A 15,237-nucleotide genomic window follows, 5' to 3' on the forward strand; every position below is an offset into this window, starting at 1 on the left:
CAGAATGACATCTTCAGGTACATTCCTGCCATGACCCTTCACCGGGTGGTGGCCCTGCTCACCCCGCCGCAGTCGCCCTTCGAACTGGCCTGTGCCTCCGAGGTCTTCGGTACCGTCCCCGAGGACGCCGCGCCCCGCTACGGCTTCCAGGTCTGTGCCGAGCGTCCTGGACCCGTACCGACCACCGCCGGCTACGCGATGCTCGTCGAGGCGGGGCTGAGCGCCCTGGGCGCAGCGGACACCGTGGTCGTCCCGGGGCGGCAGCAGCCGGACGCACCCGTGCCGCCTGCCGTCACCGATGCGCTGCGGGGCGCCCACCGGCGCGGGGCGAGGATCGTCGCCATCTGCACGGGGGCGTTCATCCTCGCTCAGGCCGGTCTGCTCGACGGCCGACGGGCCACCACCCACTGGCGTAGCGCCGCCCGCTTCGCCGCCGCCTTCCCCCAGGTGCAGGTGGACCCGGACGTGCTCTTCGTGGACCACGGCGACGTGGCGACCAGCGCCGGCACCGGCGCGGGAATCGACCTGTGCCTGCATCTGGTGCGTTGCGACCAGGGCGCGGCGTACGCCGCGCAGGTCGCCCGGCGCATGGTCCTGCCGCCGCACCGGGAGGGCAGCCAACTCCAGTACGCCGCACGGCCCGAACCGGCTCGGACCGACGCGTCGTTGGCGCCGCTGCTGGAGTGGGCCACCTCCCACCTCGACGCCGGGCTGACCCTCGATCGCCTCGCCGAACGCGCCGGACTGTCCAGCCGGACCCTCGCGCGGCGGTTCACCGAACAGCTCGGTACCAGCCCGGGGCAGTGGCTGCTCGGACGGCGCCTCGACGCAGCCCGGATACTCCTGGAACGGACCGACCTTCCGGTGGAAGCCATCGCCACCCGGGTCGGACTCGCCTCGGCGGTCAACCTGCGTCGCCGTTTCCGGGCGCATTTCGGTACGACGCCCGGCGCTTACCGGCGGACCTTCGGCGAGGCCTGACAGAGCGGTTCACTTCCTGGCGAGGTCTCGCAGGCGAGGTGGCCGCCGGAGGGAGCCGCCGGGGCCGGTGAGGTCGGCCCGCCGGACTTCGCTGTCGCGCGGCAGGGACGCGGTCCGGGCGCGAGGAGGAGCGCGAGGGTCATCAACACGGCGGCAGCCGGCGGCACGTACGACGCGCCGAGTGCGCCGATGACGGTGCCGCCCACGGCGCCGGCCGCGCCTGTGCCCAGGTAGAGCCCGGCGATGTTCAACGACAGCGCGGTCATGCCGGACGTCGGGCCGGTGGCGGCCAGGACGCTGCCCTGCACCGGCGGGGCCAGCCCCCAGGCGAAGAAGGCCCAGCACACCACCGCGGCAGCCAGGACGTATCGGTTCCCCAGGCCGTTGAAGAGCAAGGCTGTTGCCCCGGCCAGCGCGAGGGCGTGCCCGGCGAGCACCCCGCGCAGGCTTCGCTGCGGGCCCCATACGTCCGCCGCCCGGCCCCAGCTCACCGCGCCCACCAGACCGGACAGGCCGACCAGCAGCAGGAGCAGCGGCAGAAGGCCCTGCGAGGTCCCGGTGACGTGCGCGGCGTAGGAGCCCAGGTAGGTGTAGAACATCAGACCGCCGCTCGCGGCCAGGAAGGTGACCGTCACCAGCCGCAGCACGCTCCGCTCGCGCAGGGGCGCCAGCCGTTGCCGCAGCGGGACGGGAGGCGAGCCGGGCAGCCGGGGTGTGGTGACCCACACCCCGAGGGAGGCCACCGCGCCGACTGCGGCGATCAGCCAGTACGTGGCCCGCCGGCCGAACGTCCCGCCCAGCCAGGCCCCAGGGGGACGCCCGAGAACAGCGCCGCCGTCATCCCGGCGGTCACCAGCCCCAAGTACCGCCCCTGCTCGCCCTCAGGCGCGCCCAGGCCTGCGGTCGCGAACGCCGCGGAGGCCACCACCGCCGCGCACAAGGCGGCCACGACGCGGGCGGCCATCAGCCACCAGTAGCCCGGCGCCAGTGCCGCCGCGACGTTGGCCACCGCGAAGACCAGCAGGCCCGGTGGCCATCACCGTCCCTACCTCCTCCGTGCCTGGTGGGACGGTAGGCAGTGACACCGGTGTGAGGTTCAAGTCGTGGAGCGCAGCAACTCCGCGAAGTCCTTCGTGCTCGCGGCGCCGGACCGCATCCGGGCGATCCGCTCCAAGAGCGCCGCCCGGTGCTGCTCCAGCTCCGCCGCCTTGGCCTCCACCGCGGCCAGGCGTCGCTCGTACATCGGCAGCGCGCCGTCCGGGCCGCCCTCGCAGGCCAGGAACTCCTCGGTCTTCATCTCCAGGCACGGCACGACATGGCCGATGTCCTCCATGGTCAGTCCGGCCCGCAGCAGCTCGCGGATGTTGGCCACCCGCAGCACCGCGTGTTCGTCGTACTCCCGCCACCCGTTACCGGACCGCCGCGCCTCCAGCAGCCCATGCTGCTCGTAGTACCGGATCGAGCGGCGACTCACTCCGGTCCGCTGCGCCTATTCCCCGATGTGCATGTCTCCTCCTCCCAACTCCCCGTCAACTCACCCTTCGACGCTACGACCGGGACCGGCACCGGAGCCCTCCCGGGCGGGCGGTAGCAGCATCTCCCACGGCTTCCCGGCGGCTGGACCTGAGAGCACCGCCGGGCAGGGGCCTTTCGGACGATCCCCCCGCCGCACCCGAGGACCTGAGCGGGTTACGCGACCAGACGGCCGGCGAAGCCTTGATCGGCCCGCCCTTCAGGCACCCGAATGGCCGAGGCGGGGTTCCCCGGCAGCGAGCGGCGAGCGCCGTCACGGCCCTGGGGGTTCGCCGCAACCCCGTGGACCGGCGGGAGCGGGCCGAAGGCGGCGGCGGCGAGGGACCTGCGCCGGCCGCCACGGTCAGGCCGGAGCAGCGCAGGACGTGGCGAGTACGGCGCTCACACCCGGCCGGGGCCCTGACCGGGTCACAACGGCGCGCAGCCGGCGTTTCAGCAGGTCGTGCGGCGCGCCTACCCGGACCGACGGACGGCCGCACGGCGGGCCTTCGGTGACCGACGGGCCGGTGTTCCCCCGAACGGGGTCTCGGGGCCGTGCCCGTTGCTCCGGATGCGGAGGGTGTTCCCGGGGTCGACTCTGGGTGGTCACGACGCCACCGACCTGGGGAGGCCGCGTGCGAGACCGCCTGCTCCGCCCGCTCATATGCCCGCTCCTGCTGCTGGCCTGCACCGCGCCCGCCGTCCCCGCGCAGCTCCGGGAGGCCGAGAACCCGCGTGACGGCACGTCCGCCGCCCCTGCGGTCACCGACACGGTCGCCGGGGAGACGGCGGACGCGAAGAATCCCGCCGCGGTCCGGGACGGGGACGTCGTGGGCGGCCGGGACGTGAGCGTGGCCGCGCACTCCTGGACGGTCGCCCTGGCCAGCCGGGAGCGCTTCGGGGACACCCGCTCCGGCCAGTTCTGCGGAGGCGCGCTGGTGGGCCCGCGTACGGTGCTGACCGCCGCGCACTGCCTGAGCACCGAGGTGCTGGGGGTGGACCGGCGGCAGGTCACGGACCTGCGGGTGATATCGGGGCGGGACGACCTCACGGGCGGGGCGGGACGGGAGACGCCGGTGTCGGACGTCTGGGTGAATCCCGGGCACGACCTGCGCACCAACGCCGGCGACGTGGCGATGCTGACCCTGGCCGAACCGCTCTCGGGCGCGCGCCCGATCGAGCCGGCCGCAGCGGGGGACGAGGCCTACCGGCCGGGCAGCGAGGCCACCGTGTACGGCTGGGGCGACATGCGCGGGGACGGCAGCTTCGCGGACACGCTGCACGCGGCCCGGGTGCGCCTCCTGCCCGACGGCGCCTGCGCCGAGGCCTATCCGGGCAGCGTGTCGGGCACCTACCGGGCCGGTTCCATGCTGTGTGCGGGACTGCCCGCCGGTGGTCCGGACGCCTGTCAGGGCGACAGCGGAGGGCCCCTGGTGGCCGACGGTCGGCTGGTGGGGCTGGTCTCCTGGGGCACCGGCTGCGGCGAGCGGGGCCTTCCCGGCGTCTACACCCGGATCTCCGCGATGCTCCCCCTGCTCCCCGCCCCCGCCCCGGCCCCGGAGGATCCCTCCTGACCGGCAGGGCCGGCGCAGAACCCCCCCCTGCGGAGGCCGCGGAACCTTCTGCGAGGGCCCGCACACGACCGACGGGCGGCTTCCCGGTCCTACCGGGAAGCCGCCCGTGGTGTCCGGCCCTGTGGCCGGTCCGAGCTCGTCCGACGCTGTGGTACGCCGGGGTCCGGCGTGTCCCGCGCCTGAGGCGGGACGTCAGCGCTCGTCGTCGCCTGCGGTGGCCGGAGTCGCGGTGAGCTTCTCCGTCTCGTCCTGTATCTCCGCGGCGATCTTCTTCAGTTCCGGCTCGAACTTGCGGCCGTGGTGCGCGCAGAACAGCAGCTCTCCGCCACTGAGAAGCACGACGCGCAGGTAGGCCTGCGCGTTGCAGCGGTCGCAGCGGTCGGCTGCCGTCAGCGGGGTCGCGGGGGTCAGAACAGTAGTCACGTCGCCTCTTCTCTAGCTCGACGAGCTGTCGTACCAGGGTCAACATCCAACCAGCCCGAAAACGTTCCCGCTCCGGACTTTCCCAGGAGGATTTCTCCCTCCGTGACGGCCGGAATGCTGCCGGTTGGCGGCGAATGAGCCGTGGTGCGTCGGTTGCCGGTGGTGCTCGGTTCGTGATGAAGGGTGTCGAAGGTGTGGGGTCGGTGTCGGTCGTGGTCACGATCCGGTTCAACGGTTCGTGTCAGAGGACGTGCCCGGAGCCTAAACGGTTCATGCCTGGATGTGAACGTGATGTACGCGTCACCCGTCCGAGTTATCGAACGTGCATGCGACGCTGCGCTAGCATGGGCGCCCTGCACAACGGCTCAACTGGGCCTCGGTACCCTCTCATCCGGCACCACCGCCACACGAGCAGAATTCAGCGAGGAGCGAACCGCGTGACCGCCGAGACCTCAGTGTCGTCTTCCACCGCCCTGCTGTCCGGAGCGGACCGGGACGGCGGGTCCAACTACACCGCGCGGCACCTGCTCGTCCTGGAGGGGCTCGAGGCGGTCCGCAAGCGCCCTGGCATGTACATCGGGTCGACCGACAGCCGCGGCCTGATGCACTGCCTCTGGGAGATCATCGACAACTCCGTCGACGAGGCGCTCGGCGGCCACTGCGACCACATCGACATCGTGCTCCACGACGACGGCTCCGTGGAGGTCCGGGACAACGGCCGCGGCATCCCCGTCGACGTCGAGCCGAAGACGGGGCTCTCCGGCGTCGAGGTCGTCATGACCAAGCTGCACGCCGGCGGCAAGTTCGGCGGCGGCTCGTACGCCGCCTCCGGGGGTCTGCACGGCGTCGGCGCCTCCGTGGTGAACGCGCTCTCCTCCCGGCTCGACGTCGAGGTGGACCGCGGCAGCCGCACCCACGCGATCAGCTTCCGCCGCGGCGTTCCCGGCATCTTCACCGAGTCCGGCCCGGACGCGCCGTTCGACCCCGCCACCGGGCTGCTGAAGAACAAGAAGATCCCCAAGACCCGTACGGGCACCCGCGTGCGGTACTGGGCCGACCGGCAGATCTTCCTCAAGGACGCCCGGCTCTCGCTGGAGACGCTGTACGCGCGCGCCCGCCAGACCGCCTTCCTGGTGCCGGGCCTCACGCTCGTGGTGCGCGACGAGCGCGGCCTGGACGGCGCGGAGGCCACGGAGGAGGTCTTCCGCTACGACGGCGGCATCAGCGAGTTCTGCGAGTACCTCGCGCAGGACCGCGCGGTGTGCGACGTGCTGCGGCTGCAGGGCCAGGGCACGTTCAAGGAGACGGTCCCCGTCCTCGACGACCGGGGCCACATGATCCCCACCGAGGTGCAGCGGGAACTCGCCGTCGACATTGCCCTGCGCTGGGGCACCGGTTACGACACCACCGTCAAGTCCTTCGTCAACATCATCGCCACCCCCAAGGGCGGCACCCACGTCACCGGCTTCGAGCGCTCGATCGCCCGCACCGTCAACGAGGCGCTGCGGTCGGCCAAGCTGCTGCGCGTGGCGGAGGACGACGTCGTCAAGGACGACGCCATGGAGGGCCTCACCGCCGTGGTGACCGTCCGGCTCGCGGAGCCGCAGTTCGAGGGGCAGACCAAGGAGGTGCTGGGCACCTCGGCGGCCTCCCGGATCGTCGCGCAGGTGGTGGCGAAGGAGCTCAAGGCCTTCCTGACGTCGCACAAGCGGGACGCCAAGCAGCAGGCCCGGTCGGTGCTGGAGAAGGTCGTCGCGGCGGCCCGCACCCGGATCGCCGCCCGGCAGCACAAGGAGGCGCAGCGCCGGAAGACGGCGCTGGAGTCGTCCGCGCTGCCGGCCAAGCTGGCCGACTGCCGCAGCGACGACGTCGACCGCTCCGAACTGTTCATCGTCGAGGGCGACTCGGCGCTGGGCACCGCCAAGCTCGCGCGGAACTCCGAGTTCCAGGCCCTGCTGCCCATCCGCGGCAAGATCCTCAACGTGCAGAAGTCGTCCGTCTCCGACATGCTCAAGAACGCCGAGTGCGGGGCGATCATCCAGGTCATAGGAGCCGGGTCCGGCCGGACCTTCGACATCGACCAGGCCCGCTACGGCAAGGTGATCTTCCTCGCCGACGCGGACGTCGACGGCGCGCACATCCGCTGTCTGCTGCTGACCCTCTTCCAGCGCTACATGCGGCCCATGGTGGAGGACGGACGGGTCTTCTCGGCCGTGCCGCCGCTGCACCGCATCGAGCTGATCAACCCCAGGAAGGGGCAGGACAAGTACCTCTACACCTACTCCGACAACGAGCTGAGGCAGACCCTGCTCGACCTCGAGCGCCGCAACGTCCGCTACAAGGACAGCATCCAGCGGTACAAGGGCCTCGGAGAGATGGACGCCGACCAGCTCGCCGAGACCACCATGGACCCGCGGCACCGCACGCTGCGGCGCATCAACATCAGCGACCTGGAGGCGGCGGAGGAGGCGTTCAGCCTGCTGATGGGCAACGAGGTCGCGCCGCGCCGTGAGTTCATCACCACGTCGGCGGCCACGCTGGACCGCTCCCGCATCGACATCTGAGCGGCGAGCCGCCGGGGCCGTCGTGTCCGCGCCCGCCCGAGGCCCCCGGCCTCAGGCGGCACCGTCCGCGCCGCCCGCGGCCGCGCCCGCCCGGTCCGCGACGGCCGGGCCCGCGACGGCCGGGTCGGGCGCCAGCGCGTCCGGCAGCACCACGGTGAACTCCGCGCCGCCGCCGGGCGCCTCGCTCACCCGCACGGTGCCGCCGTGCCGTTCCGCCAGTCGCTTCACCAGCGCCAGGCCGAGCCCTCGCCTGCCGTGCGCCGGCGGCGGCTTCGTCGACCAGCCCTCGGCGAACACCTGCTCCCGCCGCTCGGGCGGAATCCCGGGCCCGCTGTCGGTGACCCGCAGCCGGACGCCCGTGCCGCCGAGCGGGAGCAGCTCCACGCCGACCTCCGCGCGGGCGGTGCCGGCCGCCGCGTCCAGCGCGTTGTCCACCAGGTTCCCCACCACGGTGACCATCTCCCGCGCGTCGACCAGCCGGTCCGGGAGCAGCGTCCCGGAGCGGACACGCAGCGCCACGTCGCGTTCGGCCGCCACGGTGGCCTTCCCCACCAGCAGCGCGGCCAGCTGCGGGTCGCGCACCTGACCGGTGATCTGCTCCGCCGTGGCCCGGTGCACGCCGACCACCTCGGACAGGTAGGCGGCGGCCTCGTCGTACAGCTCCAGTTCCAGCAGGCCGAGCAGGACGTGCAGCCGGTTGGCGTGCTCGTGGTCCTGCGCGCGCAGGGCGTCCACCAGCACCCGCGAGCTGTCCAGCTCGCGGCCCAGCTGCTCCAGCTCGGTCCGGTCGCGCAGGGTGACCACCGCGCCGCCGTCGTCGGTCGGCATCCGGTTCGCCACCAGCACCCGGCCGCTCCGTACCGTGAGCAGGTCCCGCCCGGTGACGCGCCCGGTGAGCACGTCCGCCGTACGCCCGGCGCCGAGCGCCTCCTGCAGCGCCCGTCCCGCATCCCGCGGGGCGAGGTCGAGCAGCCGCTGGGCCTCGTCGTTGACCAGCCGGATGCGGCCCGCCCCGTCGAGCGCCACCACGCCCTCACGGATGCCGTGCAGCATGGCTTCGCGCTCGGCGAGCAGGGCGGAGATGTCGGAGAACGCCAGGTCGTGGGTCTGCCGCTGCAGACGCCGGGAGACCAGCAGCGCCGCGAGCACACCGACGCCCAGGGCGCCCCCGGCGTAGGCGAGGAGTTCGGGGACGGCGCCGAGCAGCCGTTCGCGGACGCTGTCGTAGGCGATGCCGACCGACACCGCGCCGACGATCCGGCCCTCGCCGTCCCGCACCGGCACCTTGCCCCGCGCAGACCGTCCCAGCGTTCCCACGTCGATGTGCCGCACCTCGTGTCCGGCGAGTGCGCGGGCCGGGTCGGTGGAGACGTACCGTCCGATCCGCCGCACCTCCGGGTGGGACCAGCGGATGCCGCGGGTGTCCATGATCACCACGTAGCTGGCGCCGGTGGTGCGTCGCACCCGCTCGGCGCGTTCCTGCACCGGCCCGTCCGCGGACGGGCCGCCGGGGGAACGCAGCTGTTCGGGCAGGCCCGGTTGCACGGCGGTGGACCGGGCGATGGCCAGGGCGCGCTGGGTGGCGCGGTCGTCGAACTCGGCACTCAGCGGGGCCAGGAAGAGACCGGTGACCAGGGCCGTCACCCCCGTGATGATCGCGAGCTGCATCACGAGGACCTGGGAGAAGACCCGCCGCGGCATGCCGACCCGCAGCGCGCGCGGCGACAGCCCGAACGGGACACGCGGCCGTACCGGTCCGATCCGCCGCCGCGAGGCCGTCCCGGACCGGCCCGGCGGCCCGCCGGTCGTGGCCCGCCCGGGCGGGCCGTCCGTCCCGGTCTCCTTGCCCGGCGTGGCCGTCACCGAGCCGGGCGCTCCGCTCCCTCGCCCGCGGCCCACGGTGCGCCCGCCGGCGCCGCCGTCACGGGCACGAGCGCCTCGACGGCCTCGACCCGCATCTGCGGCGGCAGCCCCAGCGCGGCGCCGCAACTGGGCGCCGCCTGCGGGGCGTCGTCGGCCACCGCGGCGATGTGCACCTGCCAGCGGCGCCCGTCCCGGTGCACCACGGTGGCCGCCCACCGCTGCCCGCCGGAGCCCTCCGACGCCTCGTCCACGTCCTGCACGTCCACCACGTCCAGCGCGTCCGCCTGCTGCTCGCCGGTGGTCTCCCGGACGGCCAGATCGGCCGCCTGGCCGGGCCGGTCCCAGACCGAACGTCCTCGGCAGCCCTCGGTCACCACACGCCCCTCGCGCACGGCCTCCAGCACCGCCTTGACGGTGTGCGCGGCGGCGCGCCCGTAGGCGTAGCCGTACGGCAGCACCAGCAGGGTGGGGGAGAAGCGGTGGCCGCCGATGTGCGTGATCTCCCAGACGTCGGCGTGCGCGGACGCGGCGAGTTCCGCGGCCAGCGGGCGGCCGAGCAGGGCGCAGCAGCGGTCCCGCTTGCCGTTGGTGCACACCAGCGCCAGCGGGTCGCCCCGGTGGTCGTGCCAGCCGGGGCCCGCGCCGGCGCGGATCCCGGCGCCGAGGGCGGCGAAGTCCATGTCCGGCAGGGACGTGACGGGGTCCACCCCGGCGGCCGTCTCGCGGGTGAGCACCCAGGATGCGCCGGGTGCGGTGTGGGCGAGGTGGATGCGCCGGTGGTGGGGCTCGCCGCGGTCGGCGTGCGGTCCCGGCCGCCGGATGAGCGCGACGCGCACGCCGTGCGGGGCGGCCGCCCGGTCCAGGGCGGCGCCCAGCGCGGGATCGAGGTGGCTCTCCGTCAGGGCCTTGGAGCCCCAGGGGCCGGGCTGTTCGATCAGCAGCCAGGTGCGTGCGGTGGCGGCCGTGGCCGCCAGGGGCTCGCTCAGCACCCGGGACGCTGTGGCGCACGTTCTCACAGAGGCGAGCCTAACCGAACCTGTTCCAGGTCACTCCCCGGGACGCGTCCCCGCGGCCGGGCTGCGACCGACCGCAGTGGCTCGACTACGATCGGGCCCCGCCCGCCCGCCCCGTCCCGACACGCTGGAGGTCCCCGTGGTCACCCGCCGGATTCCGGTCGTCGTTCTCGCCGGCTTCCTCGGTTCCGGCAAGACCACACTCCTCAACCACCTGCTGCGGCGCAGCGGCGGCACCCGCATCGGCGCGGTCGTCAACGACTTCGGCAGCATCGAGATCGACGCGATGACGGTCGCCGGGCAGGTCGACTCCATGGTGTCGCTCGGCGACGGCTGCCTGTGCTGCGCCGTAGACACCGAGGACCTGGACGGCGTGCTGGACGTCCTCGCCCGGCCGTCCGCGCGGATGGACGTCGTCGTGGTCGAGGCGAGCGGGCTCGCCGAGCCCGAGACGGTGATCCGGATGATCCTCGCCAGCCGCAATCCGCACATCGTGTACGGCGGGCTGGTGGAGGTCGTCGACGCCGCCGAGTACCCCGCGACACGGGAACGCCATCCGGAGCTGGACCGCCATCTGCGGGCCGCCGACCTGGTGGTGCTCAACAAGACCGACCGTGCCGATCCCGGGACGCTGGAGACCCTGGAGTCGAGCCTGCGGGAGCTCGGCCCCGGTGGTCCGGTGGTGCGCGCCGCGTACGGGCGGGTCGACCCCGGCCTGCTCTTCGACCGGCCGGAGCGGCGGCGGCCGGCGGCCGAACAGCTCTCCTTCGACGCGCTGCTGCGCGCCGGCGACGAGTCCGCGGGGGACCATGCCGGTCACCTCCACGCGGCCTACCAGAGCGTGGAGTTCAGCACCGGGGAGCCTGTGGACCCCCGCCGGCTGCTGGAGTTCCTTGACCGGCGTCCTCCGGGCGTCTACCGGATCAAGGGCTTCGTCGACTTCGGCGACGCCGACCCGGGGCGGCGGTACGCGGTGCACGCGGTGGGCGGCTTCCTGCGGTTCGCGCCCGTGGAGCGCGCCGGGCCCGGGCCCGCGGGCACCGAACTGGTGCTGATCGGCACCGGCGTGGACGGCCCCGCGCTCCGTGAGGGGCTCGACGCGTGCAGGGCGGACCCCGCAGCCCCCGCCGATGCGCGCGCGATGTGGGGCGTCCTGCGGTACGTCGACGACCCCGCCGCGAAGGACGCGACGGGGCCGTCGGAGACGGACGGGGAGCCCGGTGACGCGTGGGACGACCTGGACGAGGCGGAACTCGTCCAGGTCGAGCCGTTGCAGCCCTAAGCCGGCCCGGCCAGCGCCGTGATGGGCTTGGCCAGCGGCACCCCGGAGCCGTCCCGGCGCGGGTCCGGCTCCGGCAGTTCGGCCGGAGCGCCGGTGCGGGTCGCCGCGCGGACGGGCGCAGGTCCCGCCCAGGCCATGGTCAGGCAGTCCTCGCCCTTCAGGAACCGCTGGCAGCGCACGCCGCCGGTCGCCCGGCCCTTGCGCGGGAACTGGTCGAACGGGGTGAGCTTGGCGGTGGCCACCGAGTCGTCGAGGGTGCCGTGCGAACCGGCGACGGTGAACACCACGGCGTCGGCCGACGGATCGACCGCGGTGAACGTGAGGACCTTCGCGTTCGGGGCGAGCTTGATGCCGGCCATGCCGCCGGCCGCCCGGCCCTGCGGCCGTACCTGCCCCGCCGGGTACCGCAGCAGCTGGGCTTCGCTGGAGACGAACACCAGATCCTCCTCGCCCGTGCGCAGTTCGGCGCCGCCGACGACGCGGTCGCCCTCCTTGAGCGAGATGACCTCCAGCTCCTCCTTGTGCGCCGGATAGTCCGGTACGACACGCTTGACGACGCCCTGCGCGGTGCCGAGCGCCAGCCCGGGTGAGGACTCGTCCAGCGTCGTCAGGCAGATCAGCGACTCGTCCGCCGCCAGCGTCAGGAACTCCGACACCTGAGCGCCTCCGGAGAGGTTCGGCGGCCCTCCGGTCTCCGGGAGCTGGGGCAGGTCCACCACCGCCAGCCGCAGCAGCCGCCCGGCCGAGGTGACCGCGCCGATCTCGCCGCGGGTGGTGGCGGGAACGGCCGAGACGATCACGTCGTGCTTGACGCGTTTGACCTCCGCGCCCGCTCCGGTGTCCGCGGTGCCGTTCTCGGCACGGGCCAGCAGGCCGGTGGAGGACAGCAGCACGCGGCACGGGTCGTCGGCGACCTGGAGGGGGACGGCGGTGACCGGCGACTCGGCGGAGTCCAGCAGCTCGGTGCGGCGCTTGGTGCCGTACTTCTTGGCGACGGCGGCCAGTTCGGAGGAGACCAGCTTGCGCAGCTCGGCGTCCGAATCCAGGATGCGCGTCAGCTCCTCGATCTCCTCCCGCAGCCGGTCGCGCTCGCTCTCCAGCTCGATGCGGTCGAAGCGGGTCAGGCGCCGCAGCGGGGTGTCGAGGATGTACTGCGTCTGCACCTCGGAGAGTCCGAAGCGCTCCATCAGCGTCTGCTTGGCCTCGGCGGCGTTCTCGCTGGCCCGGATGAGCCGGATGACCTCGTCGATGTCGAGCAGCGCGACGAGCAGGCCCTCGACCAGGTGCAGCCGGTCGCGTCGCTTCCCGCGCCGGAACTCGCTGCGCCGCCGCACCACCTCGAAGCGGTGGTCGACGTACACCTCGAGCAGCTCCTTGAGCCCGAGGGTCAGGGGCTGCCCGTCGACGAGGGCGACGTTGTTGATGCCGAAGGTCTCCTCCATCGGCGTCAGCTTGTACAGGTGCGTGAGCACGGCCTCCGGGTTGAAGCCGTTCTTGACCTCGATGACCAGCCGCAGCCCGTGCTCGCGGTCGGTGAGGTCCTTGACGTCCGCGATGCCCTGGAGCTTCTTCGCGTTGACCAGGTCCTTGATCTTGGAGACGACCTTCTCCGGACCCACGGCGAACGGCAGTTCGGTGACGACCAGGCCCTTGCGCCGTGCGGTGACCTGCTCCACGGCGACGGTGGCGCGCATCTTGAAGGTGCCGCGCCCCTTCTCGTACGCGTCCCGGATCCCGTCCAGTCCGACGATCTTCCCGCCGGTGGGCAGGTCGGGGCCGGGCACGAAACGCATCAGCGTCTCGAGGTCGGCGCCAGGGTGACGGATCAGGTGCCGGGCCGCGGCGACGACCTCGCCCAGGTTGTGCGGCGCCATGTTGGTCGCCATGCCGACCGCGATCCCGGAGGCGCCGTTGACCAGCAGGTTCGGGTAGGCCGACGGCAGCGCGACGGGCTCCTGCTCGCTGCCGTCGTAGTTCGGCGCGAAGTCGACGGTGTCCTCGTCGATCGATTCGACCATCAGTCCCGCGGCCGGGGCCGACCGGCATTCGGTGTAGCGCATCGCGGCCGGCGGGTCGTCGTTGCCCAGCGAACCGAAGTTGCCGTGCCCGTCGACCAGCGGCACGCGCATCGAGAACGACTGCGCCATGCGCACCAGCGCGTCGTAGATCGCGGAGTCGCCGTGCGGGTGCAGCTTGCCCATCACCTCGCCCACCACACGGGCGCACTTGACGTAGCTGCGCTCGGGGCGCAGGCCCATCTCGTGCATCTGGTACAGGATGCGGCGGTGCACGGGCTTCAGGCCGTCGCGGGCGTCCGGCAGGGCGCGCGAGTAGATGACCGAGTAGGCGTACTCCAGGAAGGAGCCCTGCATCTCGTCGACGACGTCGATGTCGAGGATGCGCTCCTCGAAGTCGTCCGGCGGCGGGGTCTTCGTACTGCGGCGGGCCATCGCGGCGAGCGCTCCTTCGTCCGGGTGGTCTGACGAGCTGGGTCAGGGAGAGCTGAGACTGACGCGGACCATTGTGGCCCGCGGGTCCGACAACCGGTCGCGCGGGGAAGGTCCTGGGCACGTACCGTACGGGAACTTCGCGGACAGTCGGAGCGCTTGCATACAGTGACGGAAAGAATCACTTCTCGCGATCGAAGGGACTGAGCGGCCCATGGGTCACACGGCCACGCCCCCGCCTTCCACCGGCGGGCTCACCGCGACCGAGCACCGGCTGGCCAACGGCCTGCGCGTGGTGCTCTCCGAGGACCATCTGACGCCGGTCGCCGCCGTCTGCATCTGGTACGACGTGGGCTCCCGGCACGAAGTGAAGGGCCGTACGGGTCTGGCCCACCTCTTCGAGCACCTGATGTTCCAGGGCTCGAAGCAGGTGCCGGGCAACGGCCACTTCGAGCTGGTCCAGGGCGCCGGCGGCTCCCTCAACGGCACCACCAGCTTCGAGCGCACCAACTACTTCGAGACCATGCCGGCGCACGAGTTGGAGCTCGCCCTCTGGCTCGAGGCCGACCGGATGGGCTCGCTGCTGGCCGCCCTGGACGAGGAGTCCATGGAGAACCAGCGCGACGTGGTCAAGAACGAGCGCCGCCAGCGGTACGACAACGTGCCCTACGGCACCGCCTTCGAGCGGCTGACCGCCATGGCCTTCCCCGACGGCCACCCCTACCACCACACCCCGATCGGCTCCATGGCCGACCTGGACGCCGCCTCCCTGGAGGACGCGCGCCAGTTCTTCCGCACCTACTACGCGCCGAACAACGCGGTGCTGTCCGTGGTCGGCGACATCGACCCGGAGGCCACGCTCGGCTGGATCGAGAAGTACTTCGGCTCCATCCCGGGCCACGACGGCAAGCAGCCGCCGCGCGACGGCGCCCTCCCCGAGATCATGGGGGCGCAGCAGCGGCAGGTGCTCCGCGAGGAGGTGCCGGCCCGCGCCCTGATGTCCGTCTACCGGCTGCCGCAGGACGGCCTGCGCGAGTGCGACGCCGCGGACCTCGCGCTCACCGCCCTCGGCGGCGGCGAGTCGTCCCGGCTGCACAACCGCCTGGTCCGCCGGGACCAGAGCGCGGTCAGCGCCGGCTTCGGCCTGCTGCGCCTCGCCGGTGCCCCCTCGCTGGGCTGGCTGGACGTGAAGACGTCCGCGGGCACCGAGGTCGCCGACATCGAGGCGGCCGTCGACGAGGAGCTCGCCCGGTTCGCGGCCGAGGGCCCCACCGAGGAGGAGATGGAGCGCGCCCAGGCGCAGCTGGAGCGCGAGTGGCTCGACCGGCTCGCCACGGTCGGCGACCGCGCCGACGAACTCTGCCGCTACGCGGTGCTGTTCGGCGACCCGCAGCTCGCGCTGACCGCCGTGCAGCGGGTGCTGGAGGTCACGGCCGAGGAGGTGCGCCAGGTCGCCGCCGCCCGGCTCCGGCCGGACAACCGCGCCGTTCTGGTGTACGAGCCGACCACGCCCGAGACCGCGTCCGAGGACGGGGACCAGACCGCAGCCGAGGAGACCGGCCAGTGAGCGACGCCGCC

Annotated in this window: 11 protein-coding genes and 1 pseudogene; 5 read left to right on the forward strand and 7 right to left on the reverse strand. The window is 73.1% G+C overall.

What is annotated here, in order from left to right:
* The first annotated feature begins 30 nt into the window (after nucleotides 1-30).
* A complete protein-coding gene (locus K304_RS0106855) occupies nucleotides 31-981 on the forward strand; it encodes a helix-turn-helix domain-containing protein (RefSeq protein ID WP_199779574.1) in 951 nt (316 codons plus the stop codon).
* Here the strand turns inward: K304_RS0106855 and K304_RS27690 are convergent.
* The 3 genes and pseudogenes from K304_RS27690 to K304_RS27695 all read right to left on the reverse strand — a co-directional run.
* The gene (locus K304_RS27690) at nucleotides 954-1,781 is read right to left on the reverse strand and encodes an MFS transporter (protein WP_199779581.1); all 828 of its coding nucleotides are present in this window, start codon (nucleotides 1,779-1,781) and stop codon (nucleotides 954-956) included. The genes K304_RS0106855 and K304_RS27690 overlap by 28 nt on opposite strands.
* Complete coding sequence (locus K304_RS33575; protein WP_051308005.1) at nucleotides 1,742-1,990, reverse strand: hypothetical protein; 249 nt, start codon at nucleotides 1,988-1,990, stop codon at nucleotides 1,742-1,744. The genes K304_RS27690 and K304_RS33575 overlap by 40 nt, the downstream gene beginning before the upstream one ends.
* A gap of 87 nt (nucleotides 1,991-2,077) precedes the next feature.
* A pseudogene (locus K304_RS27695) lies at nucleotides 2,078-2,458 on the reverse strand (MerR family transcriptional regulator); the annotation flags it as partial.
* Nucleotides 2,459-3,128: 670 nt separating this feature from the next.
* Between K304_RS27695 and K304_RS33920 the strand changes: the two are divergent.
* Nucleotides 3,129-4,067 carry a serine protease gene (locus tag K304_RS33920; RefSeq protein WP_051308007.1) on the forward strand — a complete coding sequence of 313 codons (939 nt, stop codon included), beginning with the start codon at nucleotides 3,129-3,131 and terminating at the stop codon, nucleotides 4,065-4,067.
* A gap of 192 nt (nucleotides 4,068-4,259) precedes the next feature.
* Here K304_RS33920 and K304_RS0106875 read toward each other — a convergent pair whose 3' ends face one another.
* Nucleotides 4,260-4,490 (reverse strand): DUF7455 domain-containing protein, encoded by a 231-nt coding sequence (locus tag K304_RS0106875; RefSeq protein WP_027763148.1) that lies wholly within the window; start codon nucleotides 4,488-4,490, stop codon nucleotides 4,260-4,262.
* Between the two features lie 437 nt (nucleotides 4,491-4,927).
* Between K304_RS0106875 and K304_RS0106880 the strand changes: the two genes are divergently transcribed.
* Nucleotides 4,928-7,054 (forward strand): DNA gyrase/topoisomerase IV subunit B, encoded by a 2,127-nt coding sequence (locus K304_RS0106880; protein WP_027763149.1) that lies wholly within the window; start codon nucleotides 4,928-4,930, stop codon nucleotides 7,052-7,054.
* Nucleotides 7,055-7,105: 51 nt separating this feature from the next.
* Here K304_RS0106880 and K304_RS27705 read toward each other — a convergent pair whose 3' ends face one another.
* Both K304_RS27705 and K304_RS27710 read right to left on the reverse strand, forming a co-directional pair.
* Nucleotides 7,106-8,755 carry a sensor histidine kinase gene (locus K304_RS27705; RefSeq protein ID WP_051308069.1) on the reverse strand — a complete coding sequence of 550 codons (1,650 nt, stop codon included), beginning with the start codon at nucleotides 8,753-8,755 and terminating at the stop codon, nucleotides 7,106-7,108.
* A gap of 158 nt (nucleotides 8,756-8,913) precedes the next feature.
* Nucleotides 8,914-9,933 carry a sucrase ferredoxin gene (locus tag K304_RS27710; RefSeq protein ID WP_051308009.1) on the reverse strand — a complete coding sequence of 340 codons (1,020 nt, stop codon included), beginning with the start codon at nucleotides 9,931-9,933 and terminating at the stop codon, nucleotides 8,914-8,916.
* Between the two features lie 136 nt (nucleotides 9,934-10,069).
* Here K304_RS27710 and K304_RS27715 point away from each other — a divergent pair, with 136 nt between their 5' ends.
* Nucleotides 10,070-11,212, forward strand: a complete 1,143-nt coding sequence (locus K304_RS27715; protein ID WP_106965541.1) for a CobW family GTP-binding protein — start codon at nucleotides 10,070-10,072, stop codon at nucleotides 11,210-11,212.
* Here K304_RS27715 and K304_RS0106900 read toward each other — a convergent pair.
* Nucleotides 11,209-13,662, reverse strand: a complete 2,454-nt coding sequence (locus K304_RS0106900) for a DNA topoisomerase IV subunit A (protein WP_027763150.1) — start codon at nucleotides 13,660-13,662, stop codon at nucleotides 11,209-11,211. The genes K304_RS27715 and K304_RS0106900 overlap by 4 nt on opposite strands.
* A 211-nt stretch (nucleotides 13,663-13,873) precedes the next feature.
* Here K304_RS0106900 and K304_RS0106905 point away from each other — a divergent pair, with 211 nt between their 5' ends.
* Entirely contained in the window at nucleotides 13,874-15,226 is a 1,353-nt protein-coding gene (locus K304_RS0106905) for a M16 family metallopeptidase (protein WP_027763151.1), read from the forward strand.
* The last annotated feature ends 11 nt before the right edge of the window (nucleotides 15,227-15,237 follow it).

This window comes from Streptomyces sp. CNS606 (assembly GCF_000426325.1).

Excerpts from the sequence above, each read along its gene's own strand:
- K304_RS0106905 (WP_027763151.1), top strand. The coding sequence starts at position 13,874 with ATGGGTCACACGGCCACGCCCCCGCCTTCCACCGGCGGGCTCACCGCG.
- K304_RS0106855 (WP_199779574.1), top strand. The coding sequence starts at position 31 with ATGACCCTTCACCGGGTGGTGGCCCTGCTCACCCCGCCGCAGTCGCCC.
- K304_RS0106900 (WP_027763150.1), bottom strand. The coding sequence starts at position 13,662 with ATGGCCCGCCGCAGTACGAAGACCCCGCCGCCGGACGACTTCGAGGAG.
- K304_RS27705 (WP_051308069.1), bottom strand. The coding sequence starts at position 8,755 with ATGCCGCGGCGGGTCTTCTCCCAGGTCCTCGTGATGCAGCTCGCGATC.